We start from the raw sequence: 26,009 nt of genomic DNA on the forward strand, positions 1-26,009 counted from the left end.
TCCTTGTGGTCGTCGAAAGGGGACGGTGACCGCAGGAGCTGCACGGCGTTGCGGGCTTTCGGCGGCACCACGGCGAGTATCGAGTCGTGATGCGGGCGACGGAACCCGCGCAGTGCCGATCCGTGACTGCGCATGTGAAGCCCTTCCCGCAGGCTTCACGCCGGGCTGAACGGATGCGCTGGACGTCACGTGACCGGCGTGGCATCGATCACGTCATGGAGGTTGCCCGACGTGGTCTGCCTGTCCACCCGATCCGCCTGGCACGAGAAGCAGCCATGCGCGGCGTTGTGCAACTGGACAAAGGCCACTGCGGGGTCGGCGAACAGCGCATCCAGCCGGTCGGCAACGTCGCTGCCCGCGCAGACCTCGGCACCTCGCATCAGCGCGGCGTGGTCATAGGCGCGCACCGAGATCATCCGGCGCTGCACGTACGGGGGCACTTCGCCCGGTGGCAGCACGCAGCGGGTCACGCCGCGCTGCACGAAGATCGGGCCGGAGGCGCGATACGGCGAGTGCAGTGGCAGGTGGACGTGGGGCAGCAGGAGCAGTTCGCTGCCCGGCGGCGGATCGGTCAGGCTGACCCGGCAGGGATGGCCGCCGCTGTCGCCCGCCCAGCGGCGCTGGATGCCGAGCGCGGCGAGCGCGCTGTCGCTCAGTTCGAACAGGTGCAGGAACGGGCGGTGGTCGATGCCACCGAGGTACCACGTGTGCATGGGCGTCTCCTTGGGTTTCCAGCGGATAGTGCGCAAGCGCCGGCCGTCGTGCTCGCCGTTTTCAGACCCCGCATCGCCGTCGGGCCGGAGCGGGCGACAGGGATCGCGCGGCAAGGCGCTAAGATGCGCGCGCCGCCCCGGCCGACGAGTGCCGCATGTCCCTGGATTTCCCCACCATCACCGTGCTTGGCTTCCTGCTCTGCGTCGGCATTGCGGTGGGCTTCTCGCTGCTGCTGGTCGTACTGCGCGGGCAACCGGTGCTGCGGCAGTGGACCATCAGCCTGTGGCTGTTGACCCTGGGGGTGACCCTGCTGGCGCTGCGGCCCTACCTGCCGCTGGTGCCGGCGGTGCTGGCCGGCAATGCGGCGATGGCCGGCTGTGGGTTGATGATGCTGCGCGGCATGGCCCTGCATCTGCAACGGCCGTTGCCGCTGTGGTGGCCGCTGCTGATGGCGACCGCGTTCATGGCCTGCATCTTCGCCTTCCTGGTGCCGTGGCCGGACCTGGGCATGCGGCTGCTGGTGTTCAGCGTGTTCGCACTGATGGTCGACGGCTGGATCGCCGCGTTGCTGCTGCGGCATGCACCGCCACAGCAGCGCACCAGCTGCCGCCTGGCTGCTGCCGTGTTCCTGGCAGAGGCTGCGTTGTACGCGGTTCGCCTGTTCCTGCCGGTGGCGCCCGACGCCGGTGAGGACATCATGCGGACCGGCTCGCCGATGTTCGCCACCTATATCGCGGGGGTGATGCTGGAACTTGCGCGTTGCTTCGCGATGGTACTGCTGCTGGTCGAGCGCATGCTGGTGGACCTGCGCCGCGCGGCCCGCACCGACGGCCTGACCGGCCTGCTCAACCGCAGCGCAGTGCTGGCCGATGGCCAGGCGCAACTGCAGAAGCTGCGCCGCCAGCGCCGGCCGCTGGCGTTGCTGCTGGTCGACGTGGACCACTTCAAGAAGATCAATGATCGCTGGGGCCATCTGGCCGGCGACCAGGTGCTGCGCCATTTCGCGGCGACGCTGCAGCACTGCGTGCAGGGCCATGAGCACCTGCTGGGCCGTTACGGTGGCGAAGAATTCGTGCTGGTGCTGGCTGGAGGCACGCGCGGCGAAGCCATGGAACGGGCCGCGGCGATCCGCGCGCGACTGCAGCAGCGGCCGGCACTGCTGGCTGACGGGCCGGTGTGGGTCACCGCCAGCGTCGGCCTGGCGATGGACGCGGGGCAGGGCGATCTGTCGACGTTGCTGGCCGCTGCCGATGCCGCCCTGTACCGGGCCAAGGCCGAAGGGCGGGACCGCCTGGTCTGCGCGCCGCCGGCGGCCGATTCGCCATTGCCCATCGCCCCCGGCGCGCTGCCCGTGTAAGTTGAGTCACATCTTCCGCGGCAGCCCGTCGTGGTCGACAGGAACGTCCTCCAGGGGAAACGAGCACGATGCAAAGACACCACCTCGCGCTGGCCGGAATGCTGGCCAGCCTGTTGCTTGCCGGGTGCAGCCCGTCGCCGGCGGCCGACGCCGGCAGCGCCAGCGATGCACCCAGCCGCCGCTTCGGCACGATCGACTTCCAGCCCTGCACGCTGTCCACCGTCGGCGCCAGCGCCAACGTGGAAGCGCAGTGCGCCACGCTGCAGGTGCCGGAGGACCGGGCCCGGCCTGAGGCTCGCCGCATCGACCTGCGCATCGCCTGGCTGGAATCGGGCAGCAGCGGTTCCAGCCAGCCCGATCCGGTGTTCTTCCTCGCCGGTGGCCCTGGCCAGGCGGCCAGCGAAGTGGCCGTCGTCGTCGACACCGCGCTGCGCCAGGTACGCAAGCAGCGTGACGTGTTCCTGATCGACCAGCGCGGCACCGGCGGCTCGAACCCGCTCAGCTGCCTGGGCGCGGACGGCAAGGAGCTGCCGATGGGCGAAGATGACGCGTCTTCGGAGGCCTCGCTGCGCAACTACGCCCAACGCTGCGCCACGTCGCTGCAGGGGCGCGCCGACGCGCGCTTCTATACCACCACCGAAGCCATCGCCGACCTGGATGCGGTGCGGGCGGCGCTCGGCGTGGACAAGGTCAACCTGGTCGGCGGTTCCTACGGCACCCGCGTGGCCCAGCGCTACGCCGGTGCCTACCCGCAGCACACGCGCAGCATCGTCATCGATGGCGTGATACCGAACGAACTGGTGGTCGGCGGTGACTTCGCGACCACGTTCGAGGATGCGATCGCCCTGCAGTCGGCGCAGTGCCGCAAGGACGCCGCCTGCAGCAAGCGTTTCCCGACCGATACCCGCGCGCAGCTGCGCAGCGTGGTCGACACCCTGCGCCGTGCGCCGGTCCCGGTCGAGTATCGCGACCCGGGTACCAACGCACCGCGGCAGGATGTCCTGACGCCGGACAGTGTGGTCGGCCTGGCCTTCGCCTTCTCGTACGTGCCGCAGTATTCCTCGCTGTTGCCGCTGGTGCTGGATGAGGCCGCTCATGGCCGCTACGCGCCGCTGGCGTCGTTGGCCCGCGGTGCGAACCGCAGCATGGATTTCCAGATCAACCGCGGCATGCAGTGGTCGGTGATCTGCAGCGAGGATGCACCGCGCTACCACGCGCCGGCCGAAGATCCCGCGCGGCTGTTCGGCAACGAGGTGGCCAGTACCTTCTTCGCCGCCTGCCCGGTGTGGCCACACCGGCCGGCGCCGGCGACCGATGCGGTGCCACTGCGCAGCAACGTGCCGGCGCTGTTGCTGTCCGGTGAGCTGGACCCGGTGACGCCGCCGCGCTATGCCGCGCAGGTACTCAAGGGCCTGCCCAACGGCCGCGCGCTGGTCGCCCGTGGCCAGGGCCATGGCACCCTGGCCGCCGGCTGCATGCCGCGCCTGCTCGGCCAGTTCATCGACACGACCGATGCCAAGGCGCTGGATGCCGGCTGCCTGGACACGCTGAGCTACGTGCCGGCGTTCACCTCGTTCAACGGATGGGAACCATGATCGTCGCCGACAGCCTGCACAAGGCCTTCGATACCCGCACGGGCCGCATCCAGGCGGTCTCCAACGTCGGCTTCCGTGCCGGCGACGGACAGATCACCGGCCTGCTCGGCCCCAACGGTGCCGGCAAGACCACCACCATGCGCATGCTCTACACGCTGATGACGCCCGACCAGGGCAGCATCACTGTCGATGGCATCGATGCGGCACGCAATCCCGTCGAGGTGCGTCGCCACCTGGGCGTGCTGCCCGATGCACGTGGCGTCTACAAGCGCCTGACCGCGCGCGAGAACATCGCCTACTTTGGCGAGCTGCATGGCCTGTCGGCCGAGCGCATCCGCGAACGCATCGAGGTGCTGTCGCACGCGCTGGACATGGGCGACATCCTCGACCGCCAGACCGATGGTTTCTCGCAGGGCCAGCGCACCAAGACCGCGATCGCCCGCGCGCTGGTGCACGACCCGCGCAACGTCATCCTCGATGAACCGACCAACGGCCTCGATGTGATGACCACGCGCGCGCTGCGCCGCTTCCTGCTGGGCCTGCGCGAAGAAGGGCGCTGCGTGATCCTGTCCAGCCACATCATGCAGGAGGTGGGTGCGTTGTGTGACCACATCGTGATCATTGCCAAGGGCACGGTGATGGCCGCCGGCAGCGCCGACGAGCTGCGTGCACAGGCCGGTGAAGCCAATCTTGAGGACGCGTTCGTGAAACTGATCGGCAGCGAAGAGGGCCTGCACGCATGAGCATGATGTCGACCCTGATGACGGTGATGCGCAAGGAACTGCGCGACCTGTCGCGTGACCGCCGCACGCTGCTGCTGACCCTGCTGTTCGGGCCACTGCTGTACCCGGTGCTGCTGCTGGGCATGGGCAAGCTGGCCGAGAGCCGGGTGCGCACCCAGATCGAAGCGCCGTTGCAGATTCCCACCATCGGTGCGGAGAACGCACCCAACCTGGTGCGCTTCCTCGCCGCACAGGGCCTCAATGCCGCGCCGGCACCGAAGGACCTGGCCGAGGCCATCCGCAGCCAGGACATCGATGTAGCGCTGCGCATCAGCGATGACTTCGGCAAGGACTGGGCCGAGGGCAAGCCGGCGCTGGTGGAGGTGATCAAGGACAGCACGCGTCGCGCGGCCGAAGTACCCAGCGCACGCCTGGAGGCGGCGCTGGCCACCTACAACGGCCAGGTCGGTGCCTTGCGCCTGATGGCACGCGGCATCGACGCACAGGTGGCCCGCCCGCTGGACGTGGCGCGCCAGGACCTGGCCAGTGCCGAAGCCAAGCGCGGCATGATCCTGTCGATGCTGCTGCCGGTGCTGCTGACACTGACCTCGTTCATCGGTGGCGCCTACCTGGTGATGGACGCCACCGCCGGCGAGCGCGAGCGGCAGTCGCTGGAACCCCTGCTGGCCACGCCGGGCTCGCGCAGCGCGATCGTCAGCGGCAAGATCGCCGCCGCCTGCGTGGTCGGTTTCGTGTCGCTGCTGCTGACCCTGGTCGCGTTCAAGGTGAGCGCGCAGATCGCACCCGGCAACATCGGCCGCCAGTTCAACATGAACGTCGGCTCGATGCTGCAGATGCTGCTGGTGATGCTGCCGATGCTGCTGATCGGCACCTCGCTGCTGACCTTCCTGTCGGCCGCGGCCAAGAGCATGAAGGAAGCGCAGAGCCACATGACCTGGCTGATGCTGCTGCCGATGCTGCCCGGCTACGCACTGGTGGCCTATCCGCTGAAGAGCGAACTGTGGCAGTACGCCGTGCCGTTCCTGTCGCAGAACCAGATGCTGCTGAAGGTGATCCGCCACGAGACCATCACCCCCGCAGTCTGGGCGATCTACCTCGGCGCCAGCCTCGGCCTGGCCGCCGTGCTGTGGTTCGCCGCCGTGCGCCGCTACCACAACGAGCGCCTGGCCATTTCGGGTTGACCGGAAAAAGGGGACGGAGGGGATTAAGTCGTTTCTGCCCCTCCCGTCCCCTCCTTGCGCGGGCGGCCTTGTCTTCGCATCGCCACCGGGCGCCCGAGCGTCTGCTCTACCATCCGCAGGAAGGCAGCATCCCCCAACGGGCGCTGTTTGGCGCTATGACTGCGGATTGCGGGCAGATCGGCGGACGCATTCCCATCGCGCAGGAATCGCGCATACACCGCCGTCCTGTTGCGAGCGGTCGCGGCCAACGCTCTGAATACGGGATGCGGGGTCAGCATGGGATCAGCGCGTCGTTGAAGGTTGCCGTGCACGCTGGACCACGGATGATCTTCAGCGCTGGCAGCAATGCCGGCACGAACGGGATTGCGTTCGATGTAGCGGTATACGCTGAGCAGGTAGCCCTCGCTGTCGATCATTGAGGAATGGAAGCGGCCCTGCCACAGGGGACCGGTGCGGCCGTGCCGCTGGTTGAAAGCCTGCACATAGTTGTTGCCCTGCATGCGCATTGCATCGGCCAGCCCGCGCTGCGTGGATGGCGTGGCCAGCAGGTGGACGTGGTTGTCCATCAGGACATAGGCATGCAGTGCGACGCGGTGCTTGAGGAAAGCGCTGTGCAGCAGATGCAGGAACAGTTGCCGGTCGATGTCGTCGACGAAGATCGCACCCTTGTTCACACCGCGCTGGATCACGTGATAGGCCTGGCCGGCCAGCATCAGGCGCGCTTGTCGGGGCATGGGATTCCCAGGTCGAAGGGGGCCTCAGCCTGGCATCGGCACCATGGCGTGGGGCATCAGGTAATGCCGCGCAGGCGTATCGGAGGAGTCAGAAGCGACTTAATCCCCTCCGTCCCCTTTTCCGTACCGCGCGGGCGTCACACCCATCTCGCGCTTGAACACGGTGATGAACGCGCTTGGGGTGTCGTATCCCATCGACAGCGCGACGCGGGTCACCGGCTCGCCGGCCAGCAGGCGTGGCAGCGACAGCAGCACGCGCAGGCGTTGCCGCCAATGGCCCAGGGTCATGCCTGTTTCGGCCTGCCACCGGCGGGCGAGGCTGCGGCTGGACAGGCCGCCGGTGGCCGCCCACGCTTCGACACTGCGCAGGTCGTCTGGCGATCGCGCCAACGCCGCCGCGATCCGCCGCAACCGGCGATCCCGCGGCTGTGGCAGGGCAAGTGGCAAGGGAGTGCTGGCACGGATCTCATCGGCAATGACGCCGGCCAGGCGTGCCTGCGCAGCGTCCAGTGCCTGATGCGGCCAGCGCAGTGCGCGCGTCACCGCCGCCTGCAACAGCGCATCGGGTTGGAAAATACGGGGCAGCGGGGGCAGATCCAGGCCGGCATCGGCGCGGACGTACAGGCTCCAGCCATCGAACCCGTCTGCCCCGAGCAGCGCATGGGGCAGCAGCGGCGGTATCCAGGCAACGTGCCCGGCCGGAAGCAGCCAATGCAGATTCCCGGCTTCGATCCGCAACAGGCCCTGATGGGCGCCCAGCAATTGACCGCGCCGGTGTTGGTGGCGGGCGGTGCGCCGCCTTCCGGGCACGCGCAGCTGGCCGGCCAGCACGATGGGGCCGTCGTCGGCGTCCGCCAATGCCGGATCAATCAAGCCGGTCGGTGTCTGATCTGCCATATCCATTGGCAGTTATACGGCAGAAGCGCCGATCCGCGCGCGCCACACTGGGCGCCCATTCCAACACGAGCCGCCCCGATGCAGCCCCAGGACATCCTTCCCGACCACCAGAACGAAGTACAGGTAAACGGCCTCACCGTGCGCAAGGGCAGCGCCGGTGCGTTCCTCGCCAGTGTCCGCGACTGGCAGGACGCCGCCAGCAACGACGCCACCCGCGCCGCCGCCGAAGCCGACCTGCGTGCGCTGCTGCCGGGCCTGCATGCGCTGGGCCTGTTCCAGGTGCTGGTCGCGCGCGATCCGGCACTGCAGCGCCTGATCGACAGTGCCTGCTGAAACGGACAAGGCCCGGACATGCCGGGCCTTGTCGTCATTGCGGGGCGGAAACGACTTAATCCCCTCCGTCCCCTTTTTGCGGTCAGCTGCCGCCCGGGGCGAACACCAGGGTGCGGCGGGTGGTGACCGGTGCGCTGACCGGCTCGAAGCGCCAGCGCTTGACCGCGTTCATGGCCTCGCGATCGAAGACGCGCGATGGCGTTGCGCGCAGCACACGGGCATTGGTCACCGAACCGTCGGTGCCGACGGTGATCTCCACCAGCACCTCGCCCGAGGTGCCGGCACGCAGCGCCTCGGACGGATAGCGCGGTGCCGGCGTGCTGACCGGGCGCAGGTTGGGTGCCGCAGCGGCCGCAGGCGCTGCGGCCTGGCGTGCCGCGCTGGCCTGCTGGGCGGCAGCCTGCTGCTGCTTCTGCTCGGCTTCGCGGCGGGCCGCAGCCTGGCGCTCGGCTTCCTGGCGCTCGTTGTCGCGGCGGGCGGCGTCCTGCTGGGCAGCGATCTGCTTGGCCGCGTCGGCTTCCTTGGCGCGCTGCTCGGCCAGGCGCTGCTGTTCGGTCTGCTGCTTGCTGCGGTCCTCGGCGTCCTTCTTGGCCTTCTCGGCTTCGGCCTCGGTGCGCTTGGCCGCGTTCTGCACGCCCTTGGCCAGGCCGTCCTTCAGGCGCGGCAGGGCCGGTGCAGAGGCGTCGACCTTCTCGATCAGCGCCACCAGCCGCTGTGCTTCGGTGTAGTCCTCGCGCCCCAGGTGCTGTTCGGCGGCGATCAGGGTGTAGGGCAGCAGGTCGGTCAGCGCGCTCTTCACCGAGGCGTCGTCCGGCGTCTTGTCGCGCAGCGCGAGGTAGTACTCGATGGCGTTGTCGCCGGCCGGGGCGTACATGCGGTTCTCGCGCAGGGCCTGGCTGGCCGACTCACGCAGCTGCTCGGTGCCCATCGACTGCACCTTGGCGGCGACCACCGGTGCGGCCGGCGCAGCGGCGGCGGGTGCGGAGGCCGGGGCCGGTGCAGCGGTTTCTTCCTTGCCCGAGCAGGCGGCCAGCGCCAGTGCCAGGGCAACCGGCAGCCACCGGCGCGCGGCGGTGATCGTTGAGACGTGCGACATCCTGCTCCCCTTTAGAAGACGACGTGACGTAAATCATTGATATGCATGGCCGGGACCCGTGGTCCAGGCGCGGCAGGGTGGCGTTTCCCGACGCCACCGCCGGCAACGGCGAGGATGCAATCTAGCATCCCGGCCACCGCCCCGCACAAGGGGTGGTGGCCGGGTGGGCCCGCGGCCATCATGCCGTGGCTGGCGGCGACCTCAGTGGTCGTGGGCCTTGTCGTGCGACTTGCTGTGGCCGTTGGACATCAGCTTGTCGGTCCAGGCGATGCCGATCGCCGACAGGATGAACACGCAGTGGATGATGGTCTGCCACAGCACGCCGTCAGGGGTCAGCATCGAGCAGCGGGCGACACCGATGTTGGCGGCGGCCACGCTCATCTGCTCCGGCGTGCACAGCGGGATGCCATTCAACGCGCCACTGGCGATGAAGGTCTTCAGCAGGTGGATCGAGGAGATGCCGATGATCGCCATCGCCAGCTTCACCTTCAGCACGCTGGCATTGACGTGGCTCAGCCATTCCGGCTGGTCCGGGTGGCCTTCCAGGCGCAGGCGCGAGACGAAGGTCTCATAGCCGCCGACGATCACCATGACCAGCAGGTTGGAGATCATCACCACGTCGATCAGGCCCAGCACGATCAGCATGATCTGCTGCTCGCCCATCGACACCGAATGCGAGATCAGGTGCCACAGTTCCTTGCCGAACAGGAACACGTAGACGCACTGCGCCACGATCAGGCCCAGGTACAGCGGCAGCTGCAGCCAGCGCGAGGCGAAGATCAGCGTGGACAACGGGGAGAGCGGCGGGCGGTTTGCACTCATGCGGGGGATGCTGCGTTTCGGGGGAGAGGCGAGGTTACCGGCCCGCCATGACGGTGCCAACCCAACTCACGCACTAGACTTCAGGTTCCTTTCCGCACCCCGAGCCGACGCCATGATCGACCTGTATTACTGGCCCACCCCGAACGGCCACAAAGTGACCCTGCTGTTGGAGGAAGCCGGCCTGGAGTACCGCATCCACCCGGTCAACATCGGCTCGGGTGACCAGTTCAAGCCAGAGTTCCTGGCCATCTCGCCCAACAACAAGATGCCGGCCATCGTCGACCACGCCCCGGCCGATGGCGGCGCCCCGCAGAGCGTGTTCGAGTCCGGCGCGATCCTGCTGTACCTGGCCGAGAAGACCGGCCGCTTCCTGCCCAGCGACGCGCGTGGCCGCGTGACCACGCTGGAATGGCTGTTCTGGCAGATGGCGGGCCTGGGCCCGATGAGTGGCCAGATGGGCCATTTCAATGTGTACGCGCCGGAGAAGATTCCCTACGCGATCGAGCGCTACGACAACGAGGTGCGCCGCCTGCACGGGGTGATGGACAAGCGCCTGGCCCAGCACGCCTTCCTGGCCGGCGATGCGTACACCATCGCCGACATGGCCAGCTACCCGTGGGTCGGCGCCTACGACAAGCTGCCGGTGGACTTCGCCGCGTTCCCGAACCTCAAGCGCTGGCACGAGGCCATCGCCGCGCGCCCGGCCACCCAGCGCGCCTATGCGCTGCGCCAGCAGGTGAACCCGAACGCCGGCAAGCCGCTCAGCGACGAAGAGCGCAAGCACCTGTTCGGCCAGCGCTGACCCCGGCAGGCGGCCCCAGAGGGTCGGATCCCTTTGCAGCGCAAAGGGCGCTGACCCTCCAGTGCGCCGCCATGGGCAGAAGGTCATGCTGCCTTCCCGCACGGGCTTGGTTAGGATGGAGGAACGACCGCCCCGCGCCTGCCGCCGGGCGGACCTGCCGTTTGCCGGGATCCTCCATGCGCCACCTGTTCGCTTCGCTTGCCCTCATGCTCGCCACCAGTACCGCCGCCCACGCCGAAAAGCTGACCCTGGAGGCCATCACCGGCCCGCTGCCGCTGTCCGGCCCGACCCTGATGAAGCCCAAGGTGGCGCCGGACGGTTCGCAGGTCAGTTTCCTGCGCGGCAAGGACAGCGATCGCAACCAGCTGGATCTGTGGACCTACGACATCGGCAGTGGCCAGACCCGGTTGCTGGTTGATTCCAAGGTGGTGCTGCCCGGCACCGAGACCCTCAGCGATGAGGAAAAGGCGCGCCGCGAGCGCCAGCGCATCGCCGCCATGACCGGCATCGTCGATTACCAGTGGGCGCCGGACGCACAGCGCCTGCTGTTCCCGTTGGGCGGCGAGCTGTACCTGTACGACCTCAAGCAGCAGGGCGCGGCGGCCGTGCGCCAGCTGACCCACGGTGAGGGCTTCGCCACCGACGCCAAGCTGTCGCCCAAGGGCGGCTTCGTCAGCTTCATCCGTGGCCGCAACCTGTGGGTGATCGACCTGGCCAGCGGCAGGCAGCTGCAGCTGACCCACGACGGCAGCACCACCATCGGCAACGGCGTGGCCGAGTTCGTCGCCGATGAAGAGATGGACCGCCACACCGGTTACTGGTGGGCACCGGATGATTCGGCGATTGCCTTTGCCCGTATCGACGAGGCACCGGTGCCGGTGCAGAAGCGCTACGAGGTCTACGCCGACCGCACCGATGTGATCGAACAGCGTTACCCGGCCGCCGGCGACGCCAACGTGCGCGTGCAGTTGGGCGTGATCGCACCGGCCGCCGATGCGCAGCCGCGCTGGATCGACCTGGGCAAGGAACAGGACATCTACCTGGCCCGCGTCGACTGGCGCGATCCGCAGCACCTGAGCTTCCAGCGCCAGTCGCGCGACCAGAAGCAGCTGGACCTGGTGGAAGTGGCACTCGACTCCAACCGCCAGCGCGTACTCGCCCACGAAACCAGCCCGACCTGGGTACCGCTGCACAACAGCCTGCGCTTCCTTGAAGACGGCAGCGTGCTGTGGTCGTCCGAGCGCACCGGCTTCCAGCACCTGTACCGCATCGACAGCAAGGGAAAGACCACCGCGCTGACCCACGGCAACTGGCCGGTGGACGAGCTGCTGGCGGTGGATGAGACGGCCGGCAAGGCCTACTTCCGTGCCGGCATCGAAAGCCCGCGCGAAAGCCAGATCTACGCGGTCTCGCTGCAGGGCGGCGAGCCGCAGCGCCTGTCGAAGGCGCCAGGCATGCACAGCGCCAGCTTCGCCCGCAACGCCAGCGTCTATGTGGACAGCTGGTCCAACAGCACCACGCCGCCGCAGATCGAGCTGTTCCGCGCCAACGGCGAGAAGATCGCCACGCTGGTGGAGAACGATCTGGCCGATCCCAAGCACCCGTATGCGCGCTACCGCGACGCGCAGCGCCCGGTCGAGTTCGGCACGCTCACCGCCGCCGACGGCAAGACTCCGCTGCACTACAGCCTGATCAAGCCGGCCGGCTTCGATCCGTCCAGGCGCTACCCGGTGGCGGTGTATGTCTATGGCGGCCCGGCCAGCCAGACCGTCACCGACAGCTGGCCCGGCCGCGGCGACCATCTGTTCAACCAGTACCTGGCCCAGCAGGGCTACGTGGTGTTCTCGCTGGACAACCGCGGCACCCCGCGCCGCGGCCGCGACTTCGGGGGGGCGCTGTACGGGAAGCAGGGCACGGTGGAAGTGACCGACCAGCTGCGCGGCGTGGCCTGGCTCAAGCAGCAGCCGTGGGTGGACCCGGCGCGCATCGGCGTGCAGGGCTGGTCCAACGGCGGCTACATGACCCTGATGCTGCTGGCCAAGGCGTCGAACCAGTACGCCTGCGGCGTGGCCGGCGCCCCGGTCACCGACTGGGGCCTGTACGACAGCCATTACACCGAGCGCTACATGGACCTGCCGGCGCGCAACGACGCCGGTTACCGTGAAGCGCGCGTGCTGACCCACATCGATGGCCTGCGTTCGCCGTTGCTGCTGATCCACGGCATGGCGGACGACAACGTGCTGTTCACCAATTCGACCAGCTTGATGAGCGCGCTGCAGAAGCGCGGCCAGCCGTTCGAGCTGATGACCTACCCGGGTGCCAAGCATGGCCTGTCCGGCGCCGATGCCCTGCATCGCTACCGTGTGGCCGAAGCCTTCCTGGGGCGCTGCCTGAAGCCTTGAAACACAGACGGGAAGGAGCCCGCCGATGACACTGCCGCCGCCGATTCCCACCCACGGCCCGAAGCCCGCCGGCTGGTGGTCCCGCCACTGGCGCTGGGCGATGCCCGTGGCCGTGCTGCTGGTGCTGGGCGGGGCCGGTGGCACGGTGGCCTGGAGCGTGCTGCGCTGGAGCGAGGCGGCACGCGAGAGCCCACCGATGCGCGAAGCGCTGCGTCGCGCCGGCTGCAGCATCGAACTGGTGGAAGCCTTCGGCGAGCCGCTGCGTGCCGAATCGATGCCGCTGGGCAGCATGCAGACCGCGATCAACGGCCAGCGTGACGTCGGCCTGACCGTGGCCCTGGAAGGGCCCCGCGCGCACGGCCGGCTGTTCGTGAAGGGCACCCGCAGTGACGACGTGTGGGACTACCCGGTGATGTACGTGCTGGGCGAGGACAGGCAGACCTTCGACCTGACCGCGCTGGACGACGATGAGGCCGCGCAGGAATGCGAACTGCAGGCCTGCCGCGAGCGCGGCGAATGCCCGCCGACGGCTGCGATGTGACCTCCACGGGCAGGCAACTGCGGGACGTCGACGGGGTAGAGTCGACCGGGTAGAGTCGACTGTCAGTCGACTGCTCTTCGATCAGATAGCGAAACCCCCGCGCTGCGCGCGATAGTCGACTGACAGTCGACTCTACGCCGGCGGGCTTCCGCGGAGCCCCGGCTGCACAACCAGCCCGCCATGACTTCCCGCCGATTGTCGCCACCGCGCTGAGCGCGTAGGGTGCGGGCAACCCTGTCCTGGAGTGCACCATGAAGCCGATCGCGTTGGCCGTTGCCCTGGCCCTGACCGCTGCCCCGCTGCTGTCCGCACCGCCGGCGCTGGCCGCACCCACCGCCAAGGCCGCCACGCCGGCCAGCCCGGCCTGGGTGGCCCGCAGCAATGCGCTGGCGCAGATCCTGCTCGATGCACAGGGCCCGTTCCAGCCGGAAGAAACCGGCTTCTTCGGCGTGCCCGGCTATGACGACAAGGTCGCCGACCTCGGCCCCGACAACGGCAAGCGCTACCGTGCCGCGATAGCCAAGGCCCGCGATGAGCTGAAGGCGAAGCTGGCCACCGAGAAGGATCCCAACGTCCGCCAGGACCTGGAGATCATGATCCATGCCGTCAACCAGAACATCGAAGGCAGCGAGCTCAACGAGAAGTACCTGCTGCCGTGGAGCGATGCGCCGCAGACGGTGTTCAGCGGCCTCAACCTGCTGCTGTCCGACCAGGTGCCGGCCGAGCGCCGTGCCAAGGCACTTGACCGCCTCAAGGCCTATGCCGGCCTGCAGCCGGGCGGCACCGCGTTCACCACGCTGGCCCGCCAGCGCTACGAAGAGCGCTTGAAGGACAGCAGCCTGCTGCAGCCGACGAAGATCGAAGTGCAGCAGTCGCTGGACAACGTCGAGACCTACATTACCGGCATCGAGTCGCTGCTGAAGAAGTACCAGATCGCCGGCGCTGACGAGGCGATGAAAACCCTGGCCGGGCAGATGAAGGACTACGCCGCCTGGACCCGCAAGGAAGTGCTGCCGAAGGCACGCGCCGATGCGCGCCTGCCGGCGCCGCTGTACGCCTACCAGCTCAAGCAGGTCGGCATCGACATCGATCCGAAGCTGCTGATGCAGCGCGCGCAGCTGGAGTTCATGGAAACCCGCTCGGCGATGCAGCAGCTGGCGCCGCTGGTGGTGAAGGACAAGGGCCTGAAGGTGGCCGATCCCAGCGATCCGGTGGCGGTGATCCGCGCGCTGAAGGCCGACAAGATCGCCGACGACCATCTGGAAGGGCACTACCGCAAGGTGATCGACGCGATCGATCCGCTGATCCGCGAGCACGCCATCGTCGACGTGCCCAAGCGCGCCATGCAGATGCGCCTGGGTTCGGCCGCCGAGAGCGCGGCCAGCCCGGCACCGCACTTCCTGCCGGCGCCCCTGGTCAACAACACCGGGCAGCAGGGCACCTTCGTGCTGCCGCTGGGCAATCCGGCGGCGGGCCCGGGCGCGCAGTACGACGACTTCAACTTCGGTGCGGCGGCGTGGACGCTGAGCGCGCATGAAGGCCGCCCCGGCCACGAGCTGCAGTTCACCGCGATGGTCGAGCGTGGCGTGTCGCTGGCACGCACCATGTTCGCGTTCAATTCGGTGAACGTGGAAGGCTGGGCACTGTATGCCGAGGCCGAGATGGTGCCCTACGAACCGCTGGACGGGCAGATGATCGCCCTGCAGTTCCGCCTGCTGCGCGCCGCGCGCGCAATGCTCGACCCGATGCTCAACCTGGGCCTGACCGACCGCGCCAACGGCGAGCGCGTGCTGATGGAGCAGGTCGGCCTGTCCAAGGCGATGGCCACCCAGGAGCTGGACCGCTACATGGTGCGCATGCCGGGCCAGGCCGGCAGCTATTTCTACGGTTACACCCGCATCCTGGAGTTGCGCATGCAGACCGAGCTGGCACTGGGTGCGAAGTTCGATCGCCTCGCGTTCAACAACTTCCTGCTCGACCAGGGTCTGCTGCCGCCGGACCAGCTGGCCGACGCGGTGAACAAGGTGTTCGTGCCGAAGTACAAGCGCTGAACGCCCTCCGGTAGTGCCGGCCGCTGGCCGGCATTCCCCTGGCGTAGGGAGGATTCCCGAGGTTGCCGGCCAGCGGCCGGCACTACCCTCGGTGAGGCTGTCGCGTCACCGCTGCGGCGTGATCACCTGCGTCGGCAACCGCGCCGGCGGTTCAGGGTTGGGTACCCAGATCGCCACGCCGGCGGCGCGCTTCTGCGTGGTCGGAATACCAATGCCGACGCCGCCACCCACGTGCGAGCCGAACGTGCCGGCGCCCACCGACATGCCCACCGGCGAGCCGCTGCTGCCCACGCCCATCAGCACCACGCCATTGGCGCCCAGTGCTGCGGCTTCACGCTTCAGGCGCGCCACTGCAGCGTCGGTCTGGCCCTGCGTGCCGAAGCCCACGGCAGACGCCGATTCCAGCTGCGCGATTTCCTGGGAGCCGGCCGGTGGCGTGGAATAGATCTGGACCAGTGCCGGATCGATCGGCGCGCGGGCGCGGCCCAGCATGACCTTGGAGGTGCTGGCACAACCGGCGGCGACCAGCAGGATGGCCGCCAACGCGGCCCAACGGATGTTCATGGCACGACCCCTGTAGGACTGGTTGCGATCATCGGCGGGCTACTCTGAATCGGTGCCAACCCCCCGGCCAGGGCAGCCACGGCCGCACGCTAGCACGGTGCGGGTGACAGCCCCGCCAAGGGCAGTAGGCGGCGGCAGCGGGAACGACTATGGTGGGGACAGGAACCAACGACGGGAGAGCGGAATGGGTGTGATCAGTCTGTTGTGGGGCGTGCTGGCGCTGCTGTGGATGATCCTGGCGCTGATTCCGCTGCTCGGCTGGGGCAACTGGTTCCTGATCCCGTTCGCCGCCGTCGGTGCGGTGATCGCCGCACTGGGCATCCTGTTCACCCACCCCAGCAAGCGCGGCCGGGCCTGGGCCGGGCTGGTTCTAAACGGCATCGTGGTGGTGGTCGGCATCCTGCGCCTGGGCCTGGGGGGCGGCGTGATCTGACCCCGGCGCCGGGTGCGACAGGGCGTCGCAGGTGCACGGCTGCCGGCCGGGCAGGGGCGTACAATGAGCGGCTGCGCGAGCCCCCCGCGTGCCTGTGAATCCGCGCCCGGCGCGGCTGCCCGATGATCATCCGACCCCGTCCCCACGGCTGGCAACTGCTGTACATCCTGCGCGGCTCGATCGTCAAAGCGATCGCGCCGAAGGTGCTGGCCATCCTGATCCTGTCCATCGCCGTGGCGGCGGTGGTGGAGCTGGCCCCGCCGACCGGCATCGAGCGCGTGTCGGTCACGCCGTTCACCCTGCTCGGCCTGGTCCTGTCGATCTTCCTCAGCTTCCGCAACAGCGCCTGCTACGAGCGCTGGTGGGAAGGCCGCAAGCTGTGGGGCCAGCTGGTCTACGAATCGCGTTCGCTGGCCCGCCAGGTGAACCTGCTGCTGGCCGATGACCCCGGCCGCCGCCGTCGCATCGCCTATCTCACCACTGCGTTCGCCCATGCGCTGGCCGCACGCCTGCGTGGGCGCATCGTGGCCCTGGCCGCCTTGCCATGGCTGGACAAGCCGCAGCGCGAGCAGCTGGGCCAGCGCGAGAACGTGCCCGATGCCCTGCTGTCGATGATCGCGGCCGAGCTGGCCCAGGCGCTGCGCGCCGGCGAGCTTGATCCGATCCTCTACACCCAGCTGGAGGAGCGGCTGCACGCCATGTCGTCGATCCAGGCCGGCTGCGAGCGCATCCTCACCACGCCGCTGCCGTTCGCCTACACCCTGCTGCTGCACCGCTGCGCATGGATGTTCTGCGTGCTGCTGCCGTTCGGCCTGGCCAGTTCGCTGGGCTGGGGCACGCCGGTGCTGTCGGCGGTGCTGGCCTATGCCTTCTTCGGCCTGGACCAGCTGGGCGAAGAAATGGAAGACCCGTTCGGCCTGGAGCCGAACGACCTGCCGCTGGACGCGCTGGTGCGCACGATCGAGATCGACCAGCTCGACGCGCTCGGCGAACGCCCATTGCCCGAACCCCTGCTGCCGCAGGGCTACCTGTTGCAATAGCCACTCTTCGGAGCCTGCCATGTCCCATCCGCTTTACCGCCCGCGCCGCATGCGCCACGACGAGTTCTCGCGTCGCCTGATGCGCGAGAACACGCTGACCACCGATGACCTGATCTACCCGGTGTTCGTGCACGAACTGGCGGGCCGCACCGCAGTGCCGTCGATGCCGGGCGTGGAGCGGCTGTCGATCGAAGAGCTGCTGAAAGTGGCCGAAGAGGCGCTGGAGCTGGGCATTCCGGTGATCGACCTGTTCCCGGTGATCGACCCGTCGCTGAAGTCGCTGGACGCATCGGCGGCGTGGGCCGAGGATGGCCTGGCGCAGCGTGCGATCCGCGCGCTGAAGTCGCGCTTCCCGGAACTGGGAGTGATGACCGACGTGGCGCTGGACCCGTACACCACCCACGGCCAGGACGGCATCATCGACGACAAGGGCTACGTGCTCAACGACATCACGGTCGAAGCGCTGGTCAAGCAGTCGGTGTCGCACGCCGAGGCCGGCGTCGACATCGTCTCGCCGTCGGACATGATGGACGGCCGCATCGGCGCGATCCGCCGTGCGCTGGATGCCGAGAACCACATCAACGTGCGCATCATGGCCTACTCGGCCAAGTACGCCTCGGCGTTCTACGGCCCGTTCCGTGACGCGGTGGGCAGCGCGGCCAGCCTCGGCAAGGCCGACAAGAAGACCTACCAGATGGACCCGGCCAACGGCGACGAGGCCCTGCGCGAGATCGCGCTGGACCTGGAAGAGGGCGCCGACATGGTGATGGTCAAGCCGGGCATGCCCTACCTGGACCTGGTGCGCCGGGTGAAGGAGACCTTCGGCGTGCCGACCTTCGCTTATCAGGTCAGTGGCGAGTACGCGATGATGAAGGCCGCCTTCGCCAACGGCTGGCTGGACGAGCGTGCCTGCGTGCTGGAGTCGCTGCTAGGCTTCAAGCGGGCCGGTGCCGACGGCGTACTGACCTATTTCGCGCCGCAGGTGGCGCGATGGCTGCGCGAGCGCTGACAATAGCGCCACGATAGACGGAGGACTGCGCGATGGGACCCGAACTGGGATGGATGCAATGGCTGATCTGGGGCACCGGTACGCTGGTGTTCGGCGCCATCATCGTCGGTGTCTTCATCGCCGCGTGGCGGGCCGGCAAGCGCCCGCCGGAACAGCTCTCCGCTGCCCGCCGCGTGGCCCGTGAGCAGGCGCTGCCGGACAGCGTGCAGGCCGAGCTGGCCGCGTTGAACCAGCGCAAGGACAACGGCCAGCTGAGTGAGCTGGAGTACGAGCAGCAGCGCGCCAAGGTGTTGTCGCGCTGACGGGCAATGCCCGGGGTCGGATCCCTTTCCGCAGGAAAGGGCTCTGACCCCTTCGCGGGCGCCATCCACGCATGGCGTGGATCTACCGCATGCCCCCGGCCACCGCCGCCATCTTCGGCACCGCCAACCGGTACACGTCCACGCCACCGGCACGCGGGGCCTTCGCCGCGCTGCTGGCCACCAGCATCTCCGCCGGCTTGGCGTTGTCGATCACCGGCGCGCCGGTCCAGCCGCCGGCCTGGTTGAACGACAGCCCCAGCGGCTGCAGTGCCGCGCCGCTCCACGCGCAGCCGCTGCTCCACACCTGCGCGGTTGCACCGCTGCCGCGGCTGAACACCACGGCGCCATCCTGGCCCAGCCAGTCGCCGTCGGTTTCATCGTCGGCGCTGTTCAATGCGCTCAGCGCGCTGGCCGGGCCGCGCCTGCCGTTCGCATCCAGCGGCGCCACGAACAGATCCCAGCCAGCGCCGCGGCCCTGCTGGCGGGCAAACAGCAGCTGCTTGCCGTCCACGCTCAGCGCCGGCCCGCGCTCTTCCCGGCGCCCGCCGTCACCGGCCAGCGGCTGCGCAGGGCCCAGCTGGCCGTCGGCGGCCAACGCGGCGCGGTACAGCGCCAGCGCGCCCTCGCGACCGGCCGCGAACAGCAGCCAGCGGCCATCCCGGCTGAAGTAGGGATCGCGGGCTTCACCGGCCACGCTGACCGGCAGTGCCTGGGCCTGCTGCCAGCGGCCGTCCATCACGCGCGCCTGCCACAGGCGCCAGCCGGCCTCGCCGCGGCGGGCGAAGATGATGCGCTGCCCATCGGCACTGATCGTGGCGCGGCCCTCGTCGGCGCGGGTCGAGACCACGCCCATGCCTTCGATGCCGTACTCGTTCAACGCCATCGCCACGGGGGCAGAGAGTAGACTGGCGGCGAGCACCAGCAGGGGCGGGGTGATGCGCATCATCCAGATCCGTGCATGAAAGAGCATCAGTCTAGCCAGCTTGAGGATTCCATGACCGACCGTTACGCCGTCTTCGGACACCCCGTTGCCCACTCGAAGTCGCCGCAGATCCACGCGACGTTCGGTCGCCAGGAAGGCATCGCCATCGACTACCGTGCGATCGACCTGGCGCCGGATGCCTTCCTGGCCGGGCTGGAAGCCTTCGCCGCCGAGGGCGGTGTCGGCGCCAACGTCACCCTGCCGCACAAGGAAGCCGCGTTCTCGGTGTGCACCACGCTGACCGCACGGGCGCGCCGCGCCGGCTCGGTCAACACGCTGCTGCGCAAGGGCGACCGCTGGCACGGCGACACCACCGATGGCATCGGCCTGGTGCGCGACCTGACCGACCGCCATGGCCTGGACCTGCGTGGCCGCCGCGTGCTGATGATCGGTGCCGGCGGCTCGGCGCGCAGTGTCGCACCGGCGCTGCTGGATGCCGGCATCACCGAACTGGTGGTGGTGAACCGCACGCCGGAGCGCGCCGATGAACTGATCGACGCGATGGGCGAGCCGGGCCGCGCGATCAGCCGCTACTGGGAAGACCTGCGCGAGCTGGGCGACTTCGAACTGATCGTCAATGCCACCTCGGCCGGCCGCGACCGCGACGTCGAGTTCAAGCTGCCGCTGTCGCTGGTCAATTCGATGACCACCGCCGTCGACCTGAACTACGGCGAGGCGGCCATCGCTTTCCTGGCCTGGGCCCGTGCGGCGAACTGCCGCAATACCGTGGATGGCCTGGGCATGCTGGTCGAGCAGGCGGCCGAGAGCTTCCTGCAGTGGCACGGCGTGCGCCCGCAGACCGACGAGGTCTACCAGTCGCTGCGCCAGGGCTCGGCCGTGCTGGCCGGCGAGGACTGATCGATGGACGGCACGACGTTGATGGTGACCGTGCTGAGCATGGTCGGCGTGCGCCTGCCGGTGCTGATCGCGCTGTGCATCGGCCTGGTCTGGGTGGTCGGCGCGCCGCGCGATGCCACCCGCACCGGTGCCCTGGTCGGCCTGCTGCTGTTGCTGCTGTCCAGCCTGGGCGGCCTGGCGGCGGGCATGCTGCCGATGTGGCTGGTCAGCAGTGGTAATTTCGGCGCCGTGTCGGGCATGGGTGCCATCCTCGGCGTGCTGCATTTCGCACTGGCCATGGTCGAGGCCATCGGCGTGGTGCTGCTGGTGTGGGCGCTGGTGCGCCTGCTGCGTAGCCGTCCCGCCCCGGTCGCCTGAGCGCTGGCGCCGGGCCACGCCCGGCGTGTTTCGCCCCTGTGCGGCGCGGGCTTCGGACCGTGCGCGCCGGCGGGCGTCGTCGCTGGCTCGTTCAGGGTGCCGGCAACAGTGAACGCGGCCGGCCATGCGACAATGACCGGCCTGATCCAGCCACGGTAACTCCCGGCGTGACCGAAACCGTCGCCGCTCCGCGCACGCTCGATGACCCCTTGAAGGACGCGATCCGCAAGGCGTACACGACGCTGCAGGCCAATACACCCGGCTTCTCCACCCGCCGCTCGCAGAGCCAGATGATCGGCGTGGTGTCGCGCGCGCTGTCGAAGAGCGGTGGCGTTGGCGTGGTCGAGGCGCCCACCGGCGTCGGCAAGAGCCTGGGTTACCTCACCGCGGGCGTGCCGATTGCGCTGGCCACCAAGAAGAAGCTGGTGATCAGCACCGGCACCGTGGCGCTGCAATCGCAGCTGGTCGAGCGCGACATTCCCAATTTCCTCAAGGCCACCGGCCTGGAAGCGACCGTGGCGCTGGCCAAGGGACGCACCCGCTACCTGTGCACGCGCAATGCCGCCGAGGCGCAGGGCGAGGGCTCGCAGGGCGGCATGTTCGAGGACGACGCGCCACTGTTCGACCGGCCGCTGGCGCCGATCGAGATGGACATCGCCAAGCGCCTGACCGACGCTTTCACCAGCGGCAGCTGGGATGGCGATATCGACAATGCGCCGGAGACCATCAGCCCCGGCCTGCGCAGCCGCATCACCACGCCGGCCTCGGGCTGCGCCGGGCGCCGCTGTGCCTACTCGGCGCAGTGCGCGGTGCTGCGCTCGCGCAACACGGTGCGCGATGCGCAGATCGTGGTCACCAACCATGCGCTGCTGCTGTCGGCGCTGTCGATCGGCGACAGCGACAATGGCCAACCGTTGATCGCCCCGCCGTCGGACATGCTGCTGGTGCTGGACGAAGGCCATCACATCGGCAACGTGGCGATCGACCAGGGCGCGGCCAGCCTGGCGCTGGACGAGATGGCCAAGCGTACCGGCCGCCTGCAGATCCTGATCGCCGGCGCCTATCGCGCGGTCGACAAGGACCGCCTCGGCAACCTGCTGCCGAACGAAGCGATCGAAGTCGCCAGCAACGTCGCCAAGCAGCTGCGCGCGTTCCGTGACCACGTCGAGCGGGTGTGGATGCCGGCGCCGGCGGACGAAGAGCCGATGTGGCGCGCGGCCAACGGGCGCCTGCCCGAGGCCTGGCGCGAGCCGATCGAGGCGCTGGCCGACGATACCCGCAGCCTCTACAACTGGGCGCATGCGGCCACCGCACAGGTAGCCAAGGGCAAGCCGGACGATGCCGCGCGTGAGCGCCTGCAGCGCAACCTGGGCATGGCGCTGGAGATGATCGAGCAGCAGTACAACCTGTGGCAGGCCTGGCGCCGCGAGGACAAGGACGGCGCGCCGCCGATGGCGCGCTGGGTCACCGCCACCCGCGATGGCGACCTGGTGCTGCACGGCTCGCCGGTGTCGGCCGCGCACGTGCTGCGCAAGCTGCTGTGGGATGAAGTGGACTCGGTGGTGATGACCTCGGCGACGTTGACCGGTGGTGGCGATTTCCAGTCACTGGCGATCGACAACGGCATTCCCGAAGACGCCGAGATGGTCTCGCTGTCCTCGCCGTTCGACCTGCCCAACCAGGCCGAGCTGATCGTGCCGAAATTCCCGGTCACGCCGGACGACCGCGAGGGCCATCCGCGCGAAGTGGCGCGCTATCTCGACACCGAACTGGACTGGGCCAAGGGCTCGATGGTGCTGTTCACCTCGCGCTGGAAGATGGAGAAGGTGGCCGGCCTGATGCCGGCCGCGCGCCGCAAGCAGGTGCTGGTGCAGGGCGAGATGTCCAAGACCCGGCTGATCGAGGAGCACCTGCGGCGTGTCGAGGCAGGCGAGGGTTCGGTGCTGTTCGGCCTGAACTCGTTCGGCGAGGGCCTCGACCTGCCCGGCGAAGCCTGCACCACGGTAGTGATCACCCAGGTGCCGTTCGCGGTGCCGACCGACCCGCAGACCGCTACCCTCAGTGAATGGTTCGAGGGGCGTGGGCTGAATGCCTTCAACCTGATCGCCATTCCGCATGCGTTGCGCACGCTGACCCAGTTCGCCGGCCGCCTGATCCGCACCTCCACCGACACCGGCCGCGTGGTGATCCTCGACTCGCGGCTGCTGACCCGCCGCTACGGCAAGCGCATCATCGACGCGCTGCCACCGTTCAAGCGCGTGATCGGCTAACCGGTAGTGCCGGCCGCTGGCCGGCAAAAAGGGGACGGAGGGGATTAAGTCGTTTTAGGCACAAACGACTTAATCCCCTCCGTCCCCTTTTACCAGATGCCGGCCAGCGGCCGGCACTACCGGATCGGCATCAATCGCCGAGCAGGGCGGTGTTGCGCACGGCGCCCTTGTCGGCGCTGGTGGCCAGCAGGGCGTAGGCCTTCAACGCGCTGGTGACCTTGCGCGGGCGCGGCGCGCGCGGCTTCCAGCCGCGTGCATCGGCATGGGCGCGGCGCTGGGCCAGCATGGCTTCATCCAGCAGCAGGTCGATGCGGCGGGCCGGGATGTCGATGCGGATGCGGTCGCCGTCTTCCACCAGGCCGATCGTGCCGCCGCTGGCGGCTTCCGGCGAGACGTGGCCGATCGACAGGCCCGAGGTGCCGCCAGAGAAACGGCCATCGGTGAGCAGCGCGCACTGCTTGCCCAGTCCCTTCGACTTCAGGTAGCTGGTCGGGTACAGCATCTCCTGCATGCCGGGGCCGCCCTTGGGGCCTTCGTAGCGGATCACCACCACCTCGCCCGGCTGCACTTCGTCGGCGAGGATGCCGGCGACAGCCGCGTCCTGGCTTTCATAGACGCGCGCGGGACCTTCGAACACGTGGATCGATTCGTCCACGCCGGCGGTTTTCACCACGCAGCCATCCACGGCCAGGTTGCCGCGCAGCACGGCGAGGCCACCTTCCAGCGAATACGCATGCTGCAGCGAACGGATGCAGCCTTCGGCGCGGTCCACGTCCAGCGTCGGCCAGCGCGTGGCCTGGCTGAAAGCTTCCTGGGTGGGAATGCCGGCCGGGCCGGCCTTGAAGAAGGTATGCAGGGTGTCGTTGTCACTGCGCACCACGTCCCAGCGTTCCAGCGCGTCGGCCAGGCTGGCGCTGTGCACGGTCGGCACCGTGGTATCGAGCAGGCCGGCACGGTCCAGTTCACCCAGGATGCCGAACACACCCCCGGCGCGGTGCACGTCTTCGATGTGGTACTTGGGCGTGTTCGGCGCCACCTTGCACAGCTGCGGCACGCGCCGCGACAGCGCGTCGATGTGGGTCAGGTCGAAGTCGACCTCCGCCTCCTGCGCAGCGGCCAGCAGGTGCAGGATGGTGTTGGTGGAACCGCCCATGGCGATATCCAGGGTCATTGCATTGGCAAATGCGGCCTGGGTGGCGATGCCGCGCGGTAGCGCGCTGGGGTCTTCGCCGCCATACCAGCGGTGGCAGAGTTCGACGATCAGGCGGCCGGCGCGGCGGAACAGCGCTTCGCGGTCGGCATGGGTGGCCAGCGTGGTGCCGTTACCGGGCAGCGACAGGCCCAGCGCTTCGGTCAGGCAGTTCATCGAGTTGGCGGTGAACATGCCCGAGCAGGAACCGCAGGTGGGGCAGGCGCTGCGCTCGAACGCGGCCACCTTCTCGTCAGAGGCGCTGTCATCGGCGGCCACCACCATCGCGTCGACCAGGTCCAGCTTGTGCTCGGACAGCTTGGTCTTGCCCGCTTCCATCGGCCCGCCGGAGACGAACACCACCGGGATGTTGAGGCGCAGCGCGGCCATCAGCATGCCGGGGGTGATCTTGTCGCAGTTGCTGATGCACACCAGCGCGTCGGCGCAGTGCGCGTTGACCATGTATTCCACGGCGTCGGCGATGATCTCGCGGCTGGGCAGCGAATACAGCATGCCGTCGTGGCCCATCGCGATGCCGTCGTCCACGGCGATGGTGTTGAATTCCTTGGCGACACCACCGACCTGTTCGATCTCGCGCGCGACCAGTTGGCCGAGGTCCTTCAGGTGCACGTGGCCGGGCACGAACTGGGTGAAGGAGTTGGCGATGGCGATGATCGGCTTGTGGAAGTCGCCGTCCTTCATGCCGGTGGCACGCCACAGGGCGCGGGCGCCGGCCATGTTGCGGCCGGCGGTGGAGGTACGGGAACGGTATTCGGGCATGGCGGGCGGAACGGGCGGGCCGTACGACGTGGGGGTCGCCCGATCATGGCCAATTTTTTCGGTTGCTGCTGCAACCACCGGAGGTGGTCCGGCCGGGCTGCGCCCGCACCCGCGGTAGTGCCGGCCGCTGGCCGGCAACCTCCACAGCAACAGCGGGGCTATCCGTGGGATGGCAGGGTGGGTCCGGCTGCGGGGGCCGCGCCCTGCGTTGCTCTTGGCAGGTGTCGACCCTGGTCGACACGGTAGATCCACGCCATGCGTGGATGATGGAGAGCGACGAAGATGAAAGGCCGTTCATCTTTCGCACTTTGCCGATTCCGGTTGCTGGCCTGGATTTGGCATCATTGGGGCATTGATCCGTCGACAGGGCATGAGGCCATGAAACGTTCCCGCACCACCGCGCTGCTGCTGATGAGCGCCGCACCGCTGCTGTTCACCGCCTGCCAGAAGGAGCCGGAGGTGAAGGTGCAGGAAGGCCTGTATACCTCCGTCGAAGCCTGCACCGAGGCTACCGGCGATCCCTCGTCGTGCCGCAACGCCTTCGCCGAAGCGCAGAAGCAGGCCGCCGATGCGGCGCCGAAGTACGCCAGCAAGGAAGCCTGCGAGAAGGACTACAAGCCGGAGCAGTGCGTGCAGCAGCACACCTCGGCAGGCACGTCGTTCATCGGCCCGATGATGATGGGCTTCTTCATGTCGCAGATGCTGAGCAACCGCGGCGGCCTGGCGCCGCAGGCACCGGCGTCGGCGCCGGCCTACCAGGACAGGAATGCGGGTTGGGCGCGCCCGGCACCGGGTGGCACCGGTGGCTTGAACACCGCCAGCGGCATCGGCGCCGGCAAGGCCGGCCTGGCGCCGGTCACCAGCGAACCGAACCGTGCGGTCACTGCCAGCCGTGGTGGCTTCGGCAACACCAGCGCACGCCGCAGCAGCAGCGGCAGCTACGGCGGCTGATCGACC

Annotated in this window: 25 protein-coding genes; 17 read left to right on the forward strand and 8 right to left on the reverse strand. The window is 68.7% G+C overall.

Going from position 1 to position 26,009, the window contains the following annotated elements; all coding sequences use genetic code 11:
- Positions 1–185 precede the first annotated feature (185 nt).
- Entirely contained in the window at positions 186–713 is a 528-nt protein-coding gene (locus LRM18_RS13300; protein WP_064239484.1) for a DUF1203 domain-containing protein, read from the reverse strand.
- Positions 714–868: 155 nt separating this feature from the next.
- On the opposite strand from LRM18_RS13300, the gene LRM18_RS13305 reads away from it, so the two are divergent.
- From LRM18_RS13305 to LRM18_RS13320, 4 genes are all read left to right on the forward strand, one after another.
- Positions 869–2,071 (forward strand): GGDEF domain-containing protein, encoded by a 1,203-nt coding sequence (locus LRM18_RS13305; protein ID WP_154331375.1) that lies wholly within the window; start codon positions 869–871, stop codon positions 2,069–2,071.
- Positions 2,072–2,139: 68 nt separating this feature from the next.
- Entirely contained in the window at positions 2,140–3,666 is a 1,527-nt protein-coding gene (locus tag LRM18_RS13310) for an alpha/beta fold hydrolase (protein WP_182068617.1), read from the forward strand.
- Complete coding sequence (locus LRM18_RS13315) at positions 3,663–4,409, forward strand: ATP-binding cassette domain-containing protein (RefSeq protein WP_049465232.1); 747 nt, start codon at positions 3,663–3,665, stop codon at positions 4,407–4,409. Before LRM18_RS13310 ends, LRM18_RS13315 begins: the two co-directional genes overlap by 4 nt.
- Positions 4,406–5,590 (forward strand): ABC transporter permease, encoded by a 1,185-nt coding sequence (locus tag LRM18_RS13320; protein ID WP_049465234.1) that lies wholly within the window; start codon positions 4,406–4,408, stop codon positions 5,588–5,590. Before LRM18_RS13315 ends, LRM18_RS13320 begins: the two co-directional genes overlap by 4 nt.
- Before the next feature lie 23 nt (positions 5,591–5,613).
- On the opposite strand, the gene LRM18_RS13325 is transcribed toward LRM18_RS13320, so the two are convergent.
- Positions 5,614–6,324, reverse strand: a complete 711-nt coding sequence (locus tag LRM18_RS13325) for a transposase (RefSeq protein WP_270954804.1) — start codon at positions 6,322–6,324, stop codon at positions 5,614–5,616.
- A gap of 99 nt (positions 6,325–6,423) precedes the next feature.
- Complete coding sequence (locus LRM18_RS13330) at positions 6,424–7,221, reverse strand: helix-turn-helix transcriptional regulator (RefSeq protein ID WP_270954805.1); 798 nt, start codon at positions 7,219–7,221, stop codon at positions 6,424–6,426.
- Between the two features lie 78 nt (positions 7,222–7,299).
- Here LRM18_RS13330 and LRM18_RS13335 point away from each other — a divergent pair, with 78 nt between their 5' ends.
- The gene (locus LRM18_RS13335) at positions 7,300–7,554 is read left to right on the forward strand and encodes a hypothetical protein (RefSeq protein ID WP_270954806.1); all 255 of its coding nucleotides are present in this window, start codon (positions 7,300–7,302) and stop codon (positions 7,552–7,554) included.
- A gap of 82 nt (positions 7,555–7,636) precedes the next feature.
- Here LRM18_RS13335 and LRM18_RS13340 read toward each other — a convergent pair whose 3' ends face one another.
- Together LRM18_RS13340 and LRM18_RS13345 are read right to left on the reverse strand one after the other, a co-directional pair.
- Positions 7,637–8,650: an energy transducer TonB gene (locus tag LRM18_RS13340; RefSeq protein ID WP_053505442.1), complete on the reverse strand. Its 1,014-nt coding sequence runs from the start codon at positions 8,648–8,650 to the stop codon at positions 7,637–7,639.
- Positions 8,651–8,851: 201 nt separating this feature from the next.
- On the reverse strand, positions 8,852–9,472 hold the full coding sequence (locus LRM18_RS13345) for a TIGR00645 family protein (RefSeq protein ID WP_049465242.1): 621 nt from the start codon (positions 9,470–9,472) through the stop codon (positions 8,852–8,854).
- Between the two features lie 112 nt (positions 9,473–9,584).
- On the opposite strand from LRM18_RS13345, the gene LRM18_RS13350 reads away from it, so the two are divergent.
- From LRM18_RS13350 to LRM18_RS13365, 4 genes are all read left to right on the forward strand, one after another.
- Positions 9,585–10,274, forward strand: coding sequence for a glutathione binding-like protein (locus tag LRM18_RS13350; protein WP_049459553.1), 690 nt, complete (start codon positions 9,585–9,587; stop codon positions 10,272–10,274).
- A 176-nt stretch (positions 10,275–10,450) separates the two neighbouring features.
- Complete coding sequence (locus LRM18_RS13355) at positions 10,451–12,676, forward strand: S9 family peptidase (protein WP_270954807.1); 2,226 nt, start codon at positions 10,451–10,453, stop codon at positions 12,674–12,676.
- Positions 12,677–12,701: 25 nt separating this feature from the next.
- Entirely contained in the window at positions 12,702–13,217 is a 516-nt protein-coding gene (locus LRM18_RS13360) for a cytochrome c oxidase assembly factor Coa1 family protein (RefSeq protein ID WP_049465248.1), read from the forward strand.
- 251 nt (positions 13,218–13,468) lie between these two features.
- On the forward strand, positions 13,469–15,268 hold the full coding sequence (locus LRM18_RS13365; protein ID WP_270954808.1) for a DUF885 domain-containing protein: 1,800 nt from the start codon (positions 13,469–13,471) through the stop codon (positions 15,266–15,268).
- A 105-nt stretch (positions 15,269–15,373) separates the two neighbouring features.
- Here the strand turns inward: LRM18_RS13365 and LRM18_RS13370 are convergent, their stop codons facing one another.
- Positions 15,374–15,832 carry a hypothetical protein gene (locus LRM18_RS13370; RefSeq protein ID WP_005420187.1) on the reverse strand — a complete coding sequence of 153 codons (459 nt, stop codon included), beginning with the start codon at positions 15,830–15,832 and terminating at the stop codon, positions 15,374–15,376.
- A gap of 184 nt (positions 15,833–16,016) precedes the next feature.
- On the opposite strand from LRM18_RS13370, the gene LRM18_RS13375 reads away from it, so the two are divergent.
- From LRM18_RS13375 to LRM18_RS13390, 4 genes are all read left to right on the forward strand, one after another.
- On the forward strand, positions 16,017–16,265 hold the full coding sequence (locus LRM18_RS13375) for a hypothetical protein (RefSeq protein WP_006475755.1): 249 nt from the start codon (positions 16,017–16,019) through the stop codon (positions 16,263–16,265).
- Positions 16,266–16,387: 122 nt separating this feature from the next.
- Positions 16,388–17,305, forward strand: coding sequence for a bestrophin family ion channel (locus LRM18_RS13380; protein ID WP_049459544.1), 918 nt, complete (start codon positions 16,388–16,390; stop codon positions 17,303–17,305).
- 19 nt (positions 17,306–17,324) lie between these two features.
- Positions 17,325–18,314, forward strand: coding sequence for a porphobilinogen synthase (hemB, locus tag LRM18_RS13385; protein WP_049459543.1), 990 nt, complete (start codon positions 17,325–17,327; stop codon positions 18,312–18,314).
- Positions 18,315–18,346: 32 nt separating this feature from the next.
- Positions 18,347–18,616: a hypothetical protein gene (locus LRM18_RS13390; protein ID WP_049465253.1), complete on the forward strand. Its 270-nt coding sequence runs from the start codon at positions 18,347–18,349 to the stop codon at positions 18,614–18,616.
- An 82-nt stretch (positions 18,617–18,698) separates the two neighbouring features.
- Here LRM18_RS13390 and LRM18_RS13395 read toward each other — a convergent pair whose 3' ends face one another.
- The gene (locus LRM18_RS13395; RefSeq protein WP_270954809.1) at positions 18,699–19,562 is read right to left on the reverse strand and encodes a hypothetical protein; all 864 of its coding nucleotides are present in this window, start codon (positions 19,560–19,562) and stop codon (positions 18,699–18,701) included.
- Between the two features lie 48 nt (positions 19,563–19,610).
- Between LRM18_RS13395 and aroE the strand changes: the two genes are divergently transcribed.
- From aroE to dinG, 3 genes are all read left to right on the forward strand, one after another.
- The gene (gene aroE / locus LRM18_RS13400; protein ID WP_182068102.1) at positions 19,611–20,456 is read left to right on the forward strand and encodes a shikimate dehydrogenase; all 846 of its coding nucleotides are present in this window, start codon (positions 19,611–19,613) and stop codon (positions 20,454–20,456) included.
- Positions 20,457–20,459: 3 nt separating this feature from the next.
- Positions 20,460–20,813 carry a hypothetical protein gene (locus LRM18_RS13405; protein ID WP_049465257.1) on the forward strand — a complete coding sequence of 118 codons (354 nt, stop codon included), beginning with the start codon at positions 20,460–20,462 and terminating at the stop codon, positions 20,811–20,813.
- 167 nt (positions 20,814–20,980) lie between these two features.
- Positions 20,981–23,083, forward strand: a complete 2,103-nt coding sequence (gene dinG / locus LRM18_RS13410; protein WP_049465259.1) for an ATP-dependent DNA helicase DinG — start codon at positions 20,981–20,983, stop codon at positions 23,081–23,083.
- Between the two features lie 130 nt (positions 23,084–23,213).
- Here the strand turns inward: dinG and ilvD are convergent, their stop codons facing one another.
- Positions 23,214–25,052: a dihydroxy-acid dehydratase gene (gene ilvD, locus LRM18_RS13415; RefSeq protein ID WP_270954810.1), complete on the reverse strand. Its 1,839-nt coding sequence runs from the start codon at positions 25,050–25,052 to the stop codon at positions 23,214–23,216.
- Between the two features lie 378 nt (positions 25,053–25,430).
- Between ilvD and LRM18_RS13420 the strand changes: the two genes are divergently transcribed.
- Entirely contained in the window at positions 25,431–26,003 is a 573-nt protein-coding gene (locus LRM18_RS13420) for a DUF1190 domain-containing protein (protein WP_049465264.1), read from the forward strand.
- The last annotated feature ends 6 nt before the right edge of the window (positions 26,004–26,009 follow it).

This window comes from Stenotrophomonas sp. PI_27, from assembly GCF_027854495.1.
Taxonomy (GTDB): domain Bacteria; phylum Pseudomonadota; class Gammaproteobacteria; order Xanthomonadales; family Xanthomonadaceae; genus Stenotrophomonas; species Stenotrophomonas pavanii.